General features: G+C 68.7%; 11 protein-coding genes. 3 read left to right on the top strand and 8 right to left on the bottom strand.

Annotated features, from left to right (window positions below; genetic code table 11):
* The first annotated feature begins 56 nt into the window (after window positions 1–56).
* Complete coding sequence (gene hisC / locus JOD27_RS07755) at window positions 57–1,124, top strand: histidinol-phosphate transaminase (protein WP_204761438.1); 1,068 nt, start codon at window positions 57–59, stop codon at window positions 1,122–1,124.
* On the opposite strand, the gene JOD27_RS07750 is transcribed toward hisC, so the two are convergent.
* The 3 genes from JOD27_RS07750 to JOD27_RS07740 form a co-directional block, all read right to left on the bottom strand.
* Window positions 1,114–1,863, bottom strand: a complete 750-nt coding sequence (locus tag JOD27_RS07750) for a sulfite exporter TauE/SafE family protein (protein WP_204761437.1) — start codon at window positions 1,861–1,863, stop codon at window positions 1,114–1,116. The genes hisC and JOD27_RS07750 overlap by 11 nt on opposite strands.
* 120 nt (window positions 1,864–1,983) lie before the next feature.
* Complete coding sequence (locus JOD27_RS07745; RefSeq protein WP_204761436.1) at window positions 1,984–4,098, bottom strand: SdrD B-like domain-containing protein; 2,115 nt, start codon at window positions 4,096–4,098, stop codon at window positions 1,984–1,986.
* 41 nt (window positions 4,099–4,139) lie between these two features.
* A complete protein-coding gene (locus JOD27_RS07740; RefSeq protein WP_204761435.1) occupies window positions 4,140–7,262 on the bottom strand; it encodes a hypothetical protein in 3,123 nt (1,040 codons plus the stop codon).
* Between the two features lie 263 nt (window positions 7,263–7,525).
* On the opposite strand from JOD27_RS07740, the gene JOD27_RS07735 reads away from it, so the two are divergent.
* Window positions 7,526–7,915 (top strand): helix-turn-helix transcriptional regulator, encoded by a 390-nt coding sequence (locus JOD27_RS07735; RefSeq protein WP_307829987.1) that lies wholly within the window; start codon window positions 7,526–7,528, stop codon window positions 7,913–7,915.
* Window positions 7,916–7,956: 41 nt separating this feature from the next.
* On the opposite strand, the gene JOD27_RS07730 is transcribed toward JOD27_RS07735, so the two are convergent.
* The gene (locus JOD27_RS07730) at window positions 7,957–9,993 is read right to left on the bottom strand and encodes an SdrD B-like domain-containing protein (protein ID WP_204761434.1); all 2,037 of its coding nucleotides are present in this window, start codon (window positions 9,991–9,993) and stop codon (window positions 7,957–7,959) included.
* Window positions 9,994–10,152: 159 nt separating this feature from the next.
* On the opposite strand from JOD27_RS07730, the gene JOD27_RS07725 reads away from it, so the two are divergent.
* Window positions 10,153–10,566, top strand: a complete 414-nt coding sequence (locus JOD27_RS07725) for a VOC family protein (protein WP_204761433.1) — start codon at window positions 10,153–10,155, stop codon at window positions 10,564–10,566.
* A gap of 6 nt (window positions 10,567–10,572) precedes the next feature.
* On the opposite strand, the gene ypfJ is transcribed toward JOD27_RS07725, so the two are convergent.
* From ypfJ to JOD27_RS07705, 4 genes are all read right to left on the bottom strand, one after another.
* Complete coding sequence (gene ypfJ / locus JOD27_RS07720) at window positions 10,573–11,469, bottom strand: KPN_02809 family neutral zinc metallopeptidase (RefSeq protein WP_204761432.1); 897 nt, start codon at window positions 11,467–11,469, stop codon at window positions 10,573–10,575.
* 565 nt (window positions 11,470–12,034) lie between these two features.
* Window positions 12,035–12,790 (bottom strand): hypothetical protein, encoded by a 756-nt coding sequence (locus JOD27_RS07715; protein ID WP_204761431.1) that lies wholly within the window; start codon window positions 12,788–12,790, stop codon window positions 12,035–12,037.
* 62 nt (window positions 12,791–12,852) lie between these two features.
* A complete protein-coding gene (locus JOD27_RS07710; RefSeq protein ID WP_204761430.1) occupies window positions 12,853–13,422 on the bottom strand; it encodes a hypothetical protein in 570 nt (189 codons plus the stop codon).
* A gap of 96 nt (window positions 13,423–13,518) precedes the next feature.
* The gene (locus JOD27_RS07705) at window positions 13,519–15,231 is read right to left on the bottom strand and encodes a bifunctional metallophosphatase/5'-nucleotidase (protein ID WP_204761429.1); all 1,713 of its coding nucleotides are present in this window, start codon (window positions 15,229–15,231) and stop codon (window positions 13,519–13,521) included.
* Between the last annotated feature and the right edge of the window lie 47 nt (window positions 15,232–15,278).

Here is a 15,278-nt window from a genome sequence, read left to right as displayed (position 1 = left end):
GGGGTGAACTCCAGTCAACGTGACCAACCGGACGGAGCAATGCGAGGATCGGCGGTATGACCGTGCGAACCCGTGCTGACCTGGCGTCCCTGCCCGCCTACGTGCCCGGCAGGACCATCCCGGGCGCCATCAAGCTCGCGAGCAACGAGGTGTCCGCCGGGCCGCTGCCCAGCGTCGTCAAGGCGATCGCCGAGGCGGCCACGGGCATCAACAGGTACCCGGACTCGGGCTGCACCGACCTCACCGGCAGGCTCGCCGACAAGCTCGGCGTCCCCGCCGACCACCTCGCCCTGGGCTGCGGCTCGGTGACGCTGTGCCAGCAGCTCGTCCAGGCGACCTGCACCGAGAACGACGAGGTGCTGTTCGCGTGGCGGTCGTTCGAGGCCTACCCGATCGTCGTCCATGTCGCGGGCGCCAAGCAGATCCGCGTGCCGCTCACCGAGGGCCACGTGCACGACCTGGACGCGATGGCCGCGGCGATCACACCTCGGACCCGCATGGTGTTCGTCTGCAACCCGAACAACCCGACCGGCACCGCACTGCGCACCGACGAGATCGAGGCGTTCATCGCCCGCGTGCCCGCCGACGTGCTGGTGGTGATCGACGAGGCCTACAAGGAGTTCGTCGACGACGCGCACATCCCCGACGGCGTCGAGCTCGCCAAGCAGCAGTGGGCCGCCGGCCGCGACAACGTCGCGGTGCTGCGCACGTTCTCCAAGGCCTACGGCCTGGCGGGCCTGCGGATCGGCTACGCGGTCGCCCCGCCCGCCGTCGCCGAGGCGCTGCGCAAGGTCTACGTGCCGTTCTCCGTCAACGCCCTCGCCCAGGTCGCCGCGATGGCCTCGCTGGACGCCGAGGACGAGCTGATGGTCCGCTGCCGCGCCATCGTCGCCGAACGCACCCGCGTCCGCGGCGAACTGCTCGCCATGGGCTACGAGGTGCCCGAGACCCAGGCGAACTTCGTCTGGCTGCCGCTGGGCGAGCGCACCGCCGCGTTCAACGAGCACTGCCTGACGCACAAGGTCATCGTCCGCGCGTTCGCAGGCGAAGGCGCCCGCGTGACCATCGGCGAGCCCGAGGAGAACGACGCCTTCCTCGCCGCCGCCCGCGCGTTCACCTCATGAGCAGCTGAACGATCGCCGCGACTCCCACCACCACGATGACGCCGCGCAACACGGCGGGTGGGAGCTTGCGGCCGATCTTGGCTCCGATCTGACCGCCGACGACGGACCCGACGGCGAGCAGCAGCACGGCAAGCCACGCCACGTCCGCGATGAAGATGAACATGATGCCCGCGACGAGGTTCACGAACGCGGTCAGCAGGTTCTTCAGCGCGTTCATCCGCTGCAGGTGCTCGTTGACGAGCACACCCATGATCCCCATGACCAGCACACCCTGCGCGGCCCCGAAGTAGCCGCCGTAGATGCCCGCGGCGAACACCCCGATCCACAGCAGCACCCCACCGTCGTTGTGCCCTTTGCGGTGCGAGAGCTTGCGGTTGAGCCACGGCTGGATCACCACGAGGACCAGCGCGATCACGATCAGCACCGGCACGATCGCCGTGAACGCCTTCGCCGGCAGCGTCACCAGCAGCACCGCGCCGACGATCCCGCCCAGGATCGACGCCGGCAGCAGCCGCGCGATGCGGGACTTCTGCCCCTTGAGCTCCTCGCGGTAGCCCCACGCGCCGGACAACGAGCCGGGCACCAAGCCCAGGCTGTTGGAGACGTTCGCGACCACGGGCGGGTAACCGACGGCGAGGAGCACCGGGAAGGTCACGAGCGTGCCGCTGCCGACGACGGTGTTGATGCCGCCGGCGAACACACCCGCGATCACGACCGCGATTGCTTCCCAGACCGTCATGTTCACCCCCATACCCAATGGTTAGCGACGCTAACACTCCACTCGGGACGGCGAGGTGTGGCGCTCATGACAACAGGGCGGCACTCATCGTGAGTGCCGCCCTGTGGGGTGGAATTTCAGTTATGCGGTCTGGCGTCGGCGGCCGATCACGCTGGCGCCGAGGCCGAGGGCAACGAGCAGCACGCCGACGACACCGAGGCCGAGCACGGACGCGCCGGTCTTGGCCAGGGCGTCAGCAGTACCGCCACCACCAGCGCCACCACCAGCCGTTACCGGAGTGTTGCCGCCACCACCGGTCGCGGGCTGCACATCGGGTACGACGATGAAGTCGGTGTGCCACTCGGAGCCGCTGACGACCTGGGCGTAACGGCCGTACTCGTCCGCGAACTTCCACGGCCCGTCGACCCTGGCCACCCAGTCACCGGCAGGAACGTGTTCGAAGCGGAAGTGGCCCTGGTCGTCCGAGACCGTCTCGGCCACGTCGACGCCCAGCTCGGGGTCGCTCAGCACGATCCGGGTGTTGCCGATGCCCTCGCCTCCGTCGAACCTCCAGTTGGTGTTGCGGTCGTAGTAGAGGTCGCCGGAGAGCGAACCGAACCCGCCGGGAACACGTGCGGAGTCGTGCGCGAACGGGCCGTCGGTGTTGTAACCGGCGTTCGGCTCGAAGTCGCAGGCCGCGATCACCTTGCCGTGCTGGACAGCGGCCTGGGGCACCTTCTCCTTGACGATGAAGGTCTTCGTCTCACCGGCGCCGACGGTCACACCGTTGCCACCGAGTTCACCCCAACCCCTGGGGTTGGGGTTGTTCGGCGTGCCGCCGAGGTGGTTGCCGTCGCCGATTCGGTTGCAGCCCGCCTGGATGCCGCTGATGGCCCGATCGCTCGAGTTCGTCAGCGTGATCGTGATGGTGGCGACCTCACCCGCCTGGTACACGTCCTTGTCCAGCACCAGGGTCGCGCTGAGCGACTCGTGGAACGGACGCTCCGCACGTGCGGTCAGCGAGACTGGCGCGCCGGGCTGCACGCGGACCGTCGGATCCGTGCCGTCCGAGTGCACGATCCAGCCGCCCGCGAAGGTGTGGCGGACGCCGTAGTCACCCGACGGCACGTCCTTGAACGAGTAACGGCCGTCCGCGTCCGTGGTGGTCTTGAAGTAGCTGTACGGCGCACCGCCGCTGGCCTCCACCACGACGTCCGCGGCGGCCTCGCCCGCGTCCTGCTGTCCGTTGCGGTTCTTGTCGGTGTAGGCCACGCCCGAGATCTCGCCCCTGGTCTGCACGACGGTGACTTCGCCGGAGAGTCCGCACTGGCAGGGGTACGACCGACCGTCCCACTCGATGCTGGTCGACGGCCGCACCTTGCCGTCCGTGATGTTGCGGATCGGCCCGGAGACCTGGAACGTGCGCGACTCCCCGGATGCCAGCTCGATGCCGGCACCGCGCCAGCCGAAGTCGCCCCACTGCTCCTCAGTGGTCTCCACCGCGTACAGCGACCCCGACAGCTTGGCGTGATGGGCGGTCTGACTACCGATGTTGGTGACGGTCGCCGTCATGCGCACCGTCTCGTGCGACTGGTAGCTCGACTTCTCGAACGTCAACGTGCCGCGCAGGTCTGGGGCGGACGTTCCCGGCTCCATGAAGTAGATGGCGCCACCACCTGTGTCGGACTCCGGGACATACACCGGCATGCCGCCCTGGCCGTTCCGCAACTTCCAGGTGGTGTCGAACACACCCCAGTACTGCCCGGCCGGAATCCCGGTGAACACGATCTTGCCGTCCGGCCCGCTCACGAAGTCGGCGGCCTTGGTGCCGGTGGTCTGGTTCAGCACGGTCACCTTGAGACCGGCGATCTCCTCACCGGGGTCGTCCCAGAAGTCGCCGTCCTTGTCGTAGACGAACTTGACCGTGAACTTGCCGACGGCGGCCTTGGGCGTCTCGACGGGCGCGGCAGGAGTCGCGGTCGTCGGCTGGGCCGGCGTCGTCGGCTCCGCGGGTGCGGAGGAGCTCGGCGGCGTGGACGACGACGGCGGAGCGGGCTCGGTCGAGGTCGGCGGCGCCGGGTCCGATGTGGACGGTGGCGTGACCGGGTCGCTCGTCGGCGTCGGTTCGGCGCTCGACGTCGGCGTCTCCGGCTCCTGCGCGAGCGCACCGGTGGTGGCTCCACCGAACGCCAGGACGACGGCGGTGGTCAGGGCGCCGGCTCTCAGCAGGGCCCGTCTGATCGATCCTTCGGACAAGGAGTCCCCCAGAGTTGAGGATGGTGTGGCCAATTCGGTTGTCACGCTGTCTTGCGACGGCCGATCACGCTGGCGCCCAGGCCGAACGCCACGAGCAGCGCACCGAGCACGGCCAGTCCTGCGACGCTGGCCCCGGTCTTGGCGAGCGCCTCGCCGCTGCCGCCGGTGGAAGGCTTGGCGGGCGGGGTGTTCGTGCCCGGCTTCTGGTCTTCCGGCAGCGGGTAACCGGGGTCCTCTTCCTCGGGGCCGGGCACCCGCAGGAGCACCTGCACCTTCGTGTCGTCGCCGACCTTCACGAGGAAGAACGGGTTGGCCGGACGGCCGTAATCGACCTTCCACGGGCCTTCGAGGACCACCTCGTACCGGCCGACGGGCAGGTCGTGGACCTTGAACAGACCGGCCTTGTCGGTGATCGTGCGGGTGGCGATCTTGCCGGACAGGTGGTCGACCAGGACGACGATCGCGTCGGCCACCGGGTTCTTCTCGTTGTCCTGCACCAGCTTGCCGACGGCGTCGGCACGCTTGCCCGGCACCCGGAACTCGTCGTGGGCGTAGGCGGCGCCCCTGTCTGAGGTCTGGGGAGCGAAGTAGCAGCCGGCCGTCGCGTAGCCGATCGACTCCGCGTCCTTCGGCTGCTCGCCGGACACCCGCCAAGTGCGCTTCTCGCCGTCCTTCAGCGGTACGCCGTCGCCGCCGTAGGCCAGCGCTCCCCAGCCGGGGCCATCGTTGCGGACGTCGCCTTCGTTTCCGCTGTAGCAGAGCGCCTTCACGGACGGCAGGTCCGCGCCGGTGCGGTTCTCCAGCGTCACGTCGAGCACGTACTTCTCGCCCGGCGCGTACTCGTCCTTGGCGAAGGTCACCGACGCGAAGAGCTTGTCGGACAACGGACGAACCATGCCGAGCTCCAGCACCGACTCGGTGCCGGCGCCGACCGTCAGCTCGTCGGTCCCGTTGCGGACCCAGCCCTCGTCGCCGCCCCAGATCGACACCTTGAAGACGCCGACCGGGAGACCCTTGAACGCCACCCGTCCCGACGCGTCGGTCTTGCCCTGCTGGGCCGCGAATGGCCGCGTGCCACCGGAGAGCATGGCGTTGACGTTCGGGAGGTCCTCGCCCGCATCCCTGCGCCCGTCGCCGTCGCGGTCGGCGTACAGGACAACCGCAGCGTCACCCCTGGCGTAGGTGACGGGAGCGCTGACGGTCACGTAGTTGTTGGCGCCGTTGACGTCCTGCGACGCGGACGTCTGCACCGCCAGCCAGACCTGGTCCTTCTCGAGGTAGTACGGCGCGCGGCCGACGACGGTGACCGTCCGGCTCTCGCCGGGCCACAGCCTGGCCGGGTGGTCGTAGTCGATCTCGCCGAGCTGCGCCGGGTCGAACTCCAGCTGACCGGAGACCCAGCCGGCGTACAGGTACACCTCGTGGTCGAGACCGGTGCCGACGTTCTTCACCGTGACGGCGACCCGCATCGGCTCGGCGATGTCGTAGGAGTCCCTGTCGAACTTCGCGGTGACCTCGAAGTCCGGCCGGTCCTTGGCCATCTCGGGCACCTCGACGTCGCTCGGCGCGACCCGCAACGTGATGCGGTTGAAGACGTCGGGCAGGACGTCGAGGGTGAACTCCTTGCCATCAGCCGGTTTCCACTTGCCCGCGACTACCAGGACGATCTTGCCGACCGGTACGTCGTAGACCCTCTCGCTGCCGTTCCAGGCGGACGTCACGTCCTTGAGCGGGCGACGTGTGGCGGCGTCGAGCACGGCGACGACCGCGCGGCTGACCGGCTTTCCGTCCTCGGCGTTCACGACGGTGAAGTCGACGTTGCCGAACACGCCGTGCACGGACGCGTATGCCGTGCCCGCCGACGCGTACCCGGCGCTGTGGGTGCCGTTGTTGCCGAACGAACAGCTCGCGTAGAAGGTCTTGAAGGACACGTCCTTCGGCACGCGGTCGGTGACGCGCACGGTCTTCGTCTCGCCGGGAGCGAGCGCGACGCCCTCTCCGCCGGGAGCCAGTGCCTTCCAGCCGTCACCGGTGCCGGGGACGTACCCCTTGTCGGTCTTGCACACCGCGACGACGTGGGTGAGCGGCGCGCTGCCGGTGTTGGTCAGCGTGACGTTCAGCCCCACCTCGTCGGTGGGTGCGTAGGACGACTTGTCGAACTTCATCGACGCGGTCAGCGTCGTGTCGACCGAGGCGACCGCGGGCAGGGCGAGCTTCGTGTCCCCGCCCTGCTCGATCGCGAAGTCGCTGTGGCCCGGCTTCACCACGTAGTACGCCGACCTGGAGTCGAGGTACCGCACGAAGTACTCGCCGGTGGGGATGCTGCGGAACCGGAACTCGCCCTTGTCGTCGGTGAAGGCGTAGTCCGTGGTGAACGGCGTGCCGCCGTTGATGGTGATCGTGGAGTTCGCCAGGCCCTCGCCGTCGTCGAACCGGCCGTTGCCGTCCTTGTCGACGTAGAGGACACCGGACGCGGTGCCCCGCTGCTGGCGGACCTTGACGGTCATGTTCGTGCCGTTGTCGCCGGGCGTCGGGTCGGCCACGCCGTCCACGGTCGCGCGGAACAGGAACGGCACGGCGTCCGACGTGAGCGACGTCGGCCGCAGGACCACGCGGAAGATCTTCTGCCCGCCCGGCGCGAGCGACGGCCGCGAGCTCAGCTCGGCGGCGCCGGCCACGAGCCAGGCCTGGGTGCTCTCGTGGCCCAGCCGGATGTTCACGGCAGGACCTTCGCCCTTGTTGGTCACGGTGAGCGTGAGGCCGATGTCCTCACCCGGCAGGAACTCCGCCCGGTCCGGGACGACCTGCACCGCGAGGTCGGGCCGCTGCTCGCTCGTGCTCACGGGGAGCAGTTGCGGGCTCTTCTCCCCGACGGGCTTGGCGACCGGAGTAGTGGGCGTCGGCTGGGTAGGCGCCGGAGTGCTCGGTTCGGTCGTCGGCGTTGGCTCCGACGTGGACGGAGGTGTGCTGGTTTCGCTGGTCGGCGCCGGTGTCGACGTCGGCGTGGACGTGGATGTGGATGTGGGCGTCGGCTCAGCGCTGGAGCTCGGCGTCTCCGGCTCCTGCGCGAGCGCGCCCGTGGTGACCGCGCCGAACGCCAGCACGGCAGCGGTGGTCAGTGCCCCGATTCTGAGCAGGGCACGGCTGACCGATCTCTCGGACAAAGGAATCCCCCCAAGGATGATGTCGCCCCGCAGACGTCAAGCCCCCGCACGCGTCCGCTGGACTCGGGCAAGCTACCGCAGCGAATCCCGTTCTGGAAAGGCGTTTCCAACATCAACATCCACTGTGGACCAGCGGTGTGAAGTTGCCCTCAAGGTGTAACGCGCGGGTCGGTCTCCCTGCGGAGACCAGCGGCGCGAGCACCGAGGCCGAACGCAGTGAGCAACGAGGAGACGAGTGTGCCCGTCGGTGGCATGCTGGCCTCGTGACGCCTGAGGACCTCGCCCACCTGCGCCGGGCGCGCGACCTGATGGACCGTGAGTACGCCCAACCGCTGGACGTTCCCGCGATGGCCCGGGCCGCCCTGATGTCGCCGTCGCACTTCGCCCGCCAGTTCCGCGCGGCCTACGGCGAGACCCCGTACAGCTACCTGATGACCAGGCGGATCGAGCGCGCGAAGGCGTTGCTGCGGCTGGGAAAACTGTCCGTCACCGAGGTGTGCGTGGAAGTCGGCTGCACGTCGCTCGGCTCGTTCTCGGCCCGCTTCACCGAACTGGTGGGTGAGACGCCCTCCGCGTACCGGGCCAGGGCCCACGACGCGCTCGCCACCGTGCCGGGATGCCATCTGAAGGGCCTCACGCGACCGAGCAGATGACACCGCGGCCCGGCACTCGGAGCGAGTGCCGGGCCTGTCGTTCATGCCGTGCGACGGCGCCCGACGATGCTCGCGCCGAAGCCGAAGGCCACGAGAAGTGCGCCGACGAGACCGAGGCCCAGCACACCGGCACCGGTCTTGGCGAGCGCTTCACCAGAACCGCTGCCGCTGCCGACACCGGCCGCGGGTGGCCCGCCGCCGGTCCCAGGTCGCGGGCCGGGCACGACGATGAAGTCGTGGTCCTGCTCGCGGTCGGCGAGGACCTGAACGTGGCCGTTCACGTCCTCGAACTTCCACGGCCCGTCGACCCACGCCACGTACTCACCGGCGGGCGCGCGGTCGAAGCGGACGTGGCCCTGGTCGTCCGACACGGTCTCGGCGACGTCGACGCCCAGCTCCCGATCACGCAGCACGATCCGGGTGTTGCCGATGCCCTCGCCCTCGTCGAGCACCCAATTCCGGTTGCGGTCGTAGAACAGGTTGCCCTTCAGCACCCCGAACCCGCCGACAACACGTGCGGAGTCCGTCGCCATGGCGACGTCGAGGTTCCACTGGGCGTGTGGCGCGAATCCGCAGTTCCCGATGACGCGGCCATACGTGAGGGCGGCCGGTGGCACGTTCTCGGTGGCGATGAACGTCCCGGTCTCGCCGGGGCCGACCGTCACGCCTCTGCCGACCAGGTCGCCCCAGCCCGTGGGCCGAGGATTGGACGGCTGGGGACCGAGGTGGTTGCCGCCGCGGCCTTCCCGGTGGCAGAAGGCCCGAATGCCGCTGATCTCGTGATCGCCCGAGTTCGTGATCGTGATCGTGATCCTGGCTTCCTCGCCGGCCCGGTAGACGTTCTTGTCGAGGGTCAGGGTCGCGCTGAGCGACTCGGTGTACGGGCGCTCCGCGCGTGCGACCAGCCGGACCGGCGCACCGGGCTCGACGCGAACCGTGCCGTTCGGGCCTTCCGCGTGCACGATCCAGCCGCCGGCGAGCGAGTAGTTGACGTAGTAGTTGCCCGATGAGAGGTCGCTGAACGAGAAGCGACCCTCGGCGTCCGTCGTGGTCTTGATGTTCACGGATGGCACGCCACCGTTGGCCCAGACCTCCGCACCCGCGGCACCCTCACCGGGGTCGTGCTGACCGTTGCGGTTCTTGTCGGTGTAGACGACGCCGGAGAGCTCGCCCGTGGTCCGCACGACGTCGACCTGACCGCTGAACCTGCTGTCGTTCAGGTCCGCCCGGCCGACGTAGTTGATCGAGCCGGAGACCTCCAGCCTGCCGTCGCGAAGGTCGCGGATCTTGCCGGAGCCCTCGAACGTGCGCGACTCGCCGGCCGCGAGCCGGATGCCCGCTCCGCTGGGCGAGAAGTCGCCCCACACGTTCGCGGGAAGGTCCACCGAGCCGATCGGCCAGTCCAGCTTGACGCCCTCTGCGGGCTGGCCACCGATGTTCGTGACGGTCAACCAGAAGCGCACCGTCTCGTGCAACTCGTAACTCGACTTGTCGAAGCGCACCGTGCCGCGCATCTGCGGGGCGGCGACACCGGGCAGGAGGAAGTGGTTGTCGCTCGGGTTGGCGTCGCCGTCGGCGGCCTGCAGCCCGCCGCTGACGAGGAGCCGCCCGGTTGGTTCGAGCTGCCGGATGATGCCCGACACCTCGATCGTGCGGGTCTCACCGGGTGCGAGACGGCCGCCCCCTGTGCGCCAGGCGAAGTCGCCCCACTGGGCGTCGTCGACCGCGATGCCCGCGATGGTGCCCCGGACCTGTGCGGCGGCCACGTCGCTCTGGTTGGTGACGGTCATCGTGACGCGGACCGGCTCGCTCGCGTGGTAGTCCGACTTGTCCAGCGTGCCGGTGACCTTGAGATCCGGCAGCGCCGCCTTCTTCTCCTCGCCGCTGTCCTTCGGCGGCTCTGGCTCGGCAGGCGGCTGGGCGGAGGAGGGCGACGGTGCCGGTTCGTCCGAAGTGGACGGAGGCGCGCTCGGCTCCTGGGCAGCCGCGCCTGTGGTGGCGCCGCCGAACGCGAGGACGACAGCTGCGGTCAACGCGCCGAATCTCAGCAGTGCACGGCTGACCGATCTCTCAGACAATGAAATCACCCCAAACCGGGTGGTGTGGACGGCGAATGTGCGTTGAGCGAGATGTGATGCTCACGCTTCGCCCGGCACCTCGGTTGCCCTGAGAGCCCTCACGAGACCAAGCAGATTTCGAGAAGCGTCACGTCCAGACCCTGCCTAGGGTCTCGTCCCATGAAGCTCTCGCACACCTTCCTCTTCGTCCACGACCAGGACACGGCGCTGAAGTTCTACCGCGACGTGATCGGCCTGGAGGTCCGCACCGACCAGACCGTGGAGAACGACTACCGCTGGCTCACCGTGGGCCCCGCCGACCAGCCGGACATCGAGATCGGCCTGTCCCGCATCGGCCCGCCCGTCCCGCCGACCGACCACGAGGCGCTGCACGCGTTGCTGGCCAAGGGATCCCTGCAGGGCCTCATCTTCGAGGTCGACGACGTGGACGCGAAGTTCGAGCAGGTCCGCGCGGCAGGCGGCGAGGTGCTGCAGGAACCGATCGACCAGTTCTACGGCGTCCGCGACTGCGCGTTCCGCGACCCGTCGGGCAACATGATCCGCTTCTCCACGACGCGGTCCGTCGAGCGGTAGAACCGGCTAACCCAGGTTGTTCGTGTCGAAGGTGTTGCAGCGGGCGGGATCGCCCGTCTGCAACCCCGTCGTGAACCACTTCTGCCGCTGCGCCGAGCTGCCGTGGCTGAACTTGGTCGTGTCGACCCGGCCGCCACCGAGCTCGCGCTGGATGAAGTCGTCACCGATGCGCGCCGCCGCGTCCAGGGCGGCCTTCACATCGTCCTGGGTGATATTCGTGATGAGGGGTTGACCGTTGGCGGACGGGGTCGTCGTCGCGGCCTTGCCCCACGCGCCCGCGTAGCAGTCGGCCTGCAGCTCCAGCCGCACCGAGTCCGACGTGGGGCCGGTGCGGGAGCTGACGCGGTCGGACGTGCCGAGCAGGTTCTGAACGTGGTGGCCGTACTCGTGAGCCAGCACGTAGGCCTCGACGAAGGGACCGCCGGTCGCGCCGAACTTGGTGCGCAGCTCGTTGAAGAAGTCCAGGTCGATGTACACCTGGGAGTCGGCGGGGCAGTAGAACGGGCCCACGGCCGAGGTGGCGTTGCCGCAGCGGGTGTTCACGCTGTTGCGGAAGAAGTTGGTCTTGGTGACCTGGTAGCTGCGGCCGGAGCGGGCGAACTGGTCGGTCCAGAAGGCCTGGATCGAGTTGATCGTCGCGACGACCCGGCAGTCGCTGTCGCGGTTCGCGTCGGCGCCGGTCTTGCACTTCTCGGCAAGCTGGCCGGACTCGACCTGGGTGTTGGAGCCCATGCCCTCCAGGCCGCCTGCGGGCAGCTGGATACCGGTGAACTGCTGGATCAGGAAATAGACGATCAGGCCGACCACGCCGAGGCCACCGCCGACGCCCGCGACGCGGCCGCCCACGCCCCGTTGGTCCGAAACCTGAGAAAGGTCGAGTTCCGCGCCTTCGTTGAACTGCACCGCAATCCTCCCGCCAAGGACCCCATGGGTGCCGCAAACGATAAAGCACCAAACACGCCTCGGTGCGGAGCCCGACGTCGGGGCACCGCACCGAGGCTTTCCCATTTGGTTGTAGCGACTACGGCCAACGGTGGTTGGCGTGGCGCCCGACCGGTGACGCCAAGAGACGAAACCGAGGTCGAGCTCAACAGCGTCGAAGTGCGCCGAGCGACGCCGACGGCGCCTGGGCACCCGATACCCCGTTCGAGGTTGCTACGCAGTCGCGACCGGACCGGTCACGTCCGATCCACTCGCGGGGATGCAACAGACCGCGTATCGCCACAGCGAGGAGTTACCTGCACGGCACCACCTACCCCTTCTGGGCGTGGCATCCGGTGGTCTAGTTCATTCACCTTCCGGTTGCCAGCTCGTTATCGAGCATGCGCTTGATCAGCCCATATCTCAACACTTCACCCGGAACCTGAATTGGTGAAGTCAGACGGGTGACCTGCGGAGATCGACTGTGCAGACAGCAATCGCCCGGCGAGAACGAGCTCGCCGGGCGATTGTCGGAGAAAGGGGCAGATCAGGCCTTGGTGACGCGGCGCGCGCCACGACGGGCCATCACGCCGGCGGTCATCAGGCCGAGACCCACGAGCAGGAACTCGAGCGGGTCCGCCCCGGTCTTCGACAGGTTCGGGATCGGGGACGCCAGGTTCGACGCCTTGGTGCCGGTCTGCGGGACGCCGGCGCCCGAGTCGTCACCGGTGTTGCCGCCGCCGGAGTTGTTGTCGCCGCCGTTGTCGCCACCGCCGGGGTTGCCGCCGTTGTCGGGCGGGGTCTGTCCGGGCGGCGTCGTTCCGGGCGGGTTCTGGCCGGGCGGCTCCTCACCCGGCGGCTCCTCGCCGGGGCCCTCGGACTTGCCGCAGTCGCCCTTCGCGGTGCCGAGGACGGCCGCGCTGGTGCCGCACACCGTCACCGGGGCCTCGATGTTGCCGTTGGGCGGCTCTGGCTTGGACTCACCGCAGCTGCCGTTGCCGCCGCCGGCGACACTGACCGAGTTGCCGCACACGGTGACCGGCGCGGAGACGAGCGCCTTGTCGGCCATCGTGCGCTGGTCTGCGGCCTTCGGAGCGTTGTCGCCGCAGGTCGCGTCGCTCCGCCCGAGGACGTTGATGGCGTTGCCGCAGATCTTGACCGGGACGCTCACCAGGTTGCCGACCCGCACCTCGTCGTCGACGTTGATCGGCAGCGGAATGGCCTGGGCGAACCCGGCCGTGGCGACCATGATGCCGCCCGTCAGGAGGGCAGCGGACATGGTCCGGTTGAGGTTTTTGCGCATGACTGTTCTCCCTGGAGTGGAATGAAGGATCCCTGTGCGTGGCCGTGGAGACGGGCACGGGATCAATCAGGGGAGAACGTCGGTTCCTCCGCGCGCACGATGCGCGGCACGTCTTGCTGTTCGGTGCTGACGAGAGACGTCGTGGTGGTGGGCGGACGCATCGCGTGCGTGAGCGTGCCCGCCGGGATCTGGGTGCCGCTCGTCTGCCCCGCGCCGCTCTGCGGGAGCGTGCCGGTGATCGGCTGCTCTGCCTGCGGGTGCGGCTGCTGAGGGACGGGAGCGGGGTCGGTGGGCCGCGTGGTCGACGGCGGCGGCGTCGTGTGCTGCTGCGGAGGCACGTCGGTGTGCACGGGCGCTTCCACGACCGGCTGAGACGGCGTCTGCGGTGCCGCGGGTTGCGGTGCGGGGGTCTCGGTGCGCGGGTCCGACTTGGGCGGCGCCGGTGCTTCCGGCTGCTCCGGGACGAGCCCGGTCTCGATCTTCAGACCGACGTCGGCGACAGGCAGCCCGACCTCGATCTTCAGGTTGTCGATCTCGACCTTGACGTCGGCGTGCGCCTCACCTGCGCTGCCCAGCAGCCAGGCGCCGGTCACCAGACCGGCGAGCAACAAAAGCCGACGCAACCAAGACATCGACCCTCACCCTAGATCAAATGGACCAATTCGACACACGAAAAAGGCCATCTCGACGACTTTGTCGCCGAGATGGCCCTCACGTGCGTTCTGCGGTTACGACACTCGTGTGATGCGATCGGTCGCCGGAGCCTTCTGGCCGGGGTGAGCCCCGAGCCATCCGGTGAACGCGTCCAGGTCGATGCCACCGCCGGTCACGTTCGTGCCCTTGGTGAACTCGCTGAAGCCGTCACCACCGCCCTGCAGGAAGCTGTTGATCGTCACGCGGTAGGTCGCGTTCGGGTCGACAGCGACGCCGTTGAGCGTGATGCCGGAAACCTTCGAGCCGAACGCCGCGGACGCCGACCAGGTGTACTTCAGGCCCGCCGAGGGCTGCAGCACGAACGTCCTGGCGGCGGTGAACTGCTGCTCCAGCACGTTCTTGAGCTGCGTTCCGGTCAGCGTGACCGTCTGCAGGATGTTGCCGAACGGCTGCACGTCGGCGGCTTCCTCGAAGGTGACGACACCGTCGCCCTCGCCCTTGTTGCTCTTGTAGACCAGGTCCTTGCGCACGCCGCCGGGGTTCATCAGCGCGAGCACCGCGCCGTTGTTCTTGGTGGCCTCCAGCTGCGAGTCGGCGATCAGGTTGCCCAACGGCGACTCGCCGGCCGCGTTCTGCAGCTTGACGATGTCCTCGGCGATCGAGCCGACCGGCTTGCTCGCGATCGGGCCGACCTTCTGCTTGGCCAGGTCGATGGTGGCCTGGACGTCAGGGTCCGGCGTGACGGTGCGGGTGACGATCTTGTTGTCGGCCTTCGTCTCGCTGCGGATGACGTCGCGCGTCCTGCGGTCGATCTTGAGGTCGACGACGCTGAGCTCCCGCCCGAAGGCAAGGCCCTCGATGAACGGCCGCGGGTTGCCAGCCGGGTCCTTCACCACGCAGTTGTAGTGCTGGTGGCTGTGGCCGGAGAACACGGCGTCGATCTTCGGGCTGACGTTGGCGGCGATGTAGCTGCCGGGGTTCTGCGCGGCCACGTTGCACGCGTTGGGCCCGCCACCGGGCGAGGTGACCTGGTCGCCCTGGTGCACCAGCAGGACGATCGACTTGACGCCGATGGCGTCGAGGAAGTTGGCGTACTTGTTGGCGGCCTTGACCTCGTCGCCGAACTGGATCTCCTTGATGCCGTTCGGGTCGACCAGGATAGGCACGTCCTTGAGCGGCATGCCGATGAAGCCGATCGGCATCCCGTCGCGGATCTCCACCCAGAACGGCGGCAACGCGGGCAGCCCGGTCTTGGTCTTCGTGACGTTGGCGCCGAGGATCGGGAAGTGCGCTCCTGGGTAGCTGTCGCGGAACTGGCAGCCGTCTTTCGGGTGGCAGCCACCTCGCTGCACCCGCAGCAGCTCCTTGTAGCCCTCGTCGAACTCGTGGTTGCCCGCCGCGGTCGTGTCCATGCCGACCTTGTTGAGCACCTCGATCGTCGGCTCGTCGTGGTACAGCGCAGACACCAGCGGCGACGCACCGATCAGGTCGCCCTGCCCGACGACGACCGAGTTCTTGACCTCCTTCTGGAGGTTCTTGATGTGCGTCGCGTTGTAGGCGGCGCCACCGGCGTCGACGGTCGTGCCGTCGGCCAGCACCACCCGCCCCGACGATCCGGTCGGCGGTTCGAGGTTGCCGTGCAGGTCGTTGATCCCGATCAGGCGCACGTCGACCGCACCCCGGCCCCGCAGCGCCTGGGAGTCGGCCTGTGCGGGCCCGGTAGCGGTGATGACAGTGGCCGCGGCAGCGGTGATCGCCAGAACGGACAGCCGTCTGAACGAACTCATGGGTGAGAGCCTCTCCAGCAAAGGCGTGGTTAACGCGCGTGTACGGC

It is taken from the genome of Lentzea nigeriaca (assembly GCF_016907955.1).
Classification (GTDB): Bacteria; Actinomycetota; Actinomycetes; order Mycobacteriales; family Pseudonocardiaceae; genus Lentzea; species Lentzea nigeriaca.
Note: the sequence above shows the minus strand (reverse complement) of the source record. Positions and strands in the feature narration are given on the sequence as shown.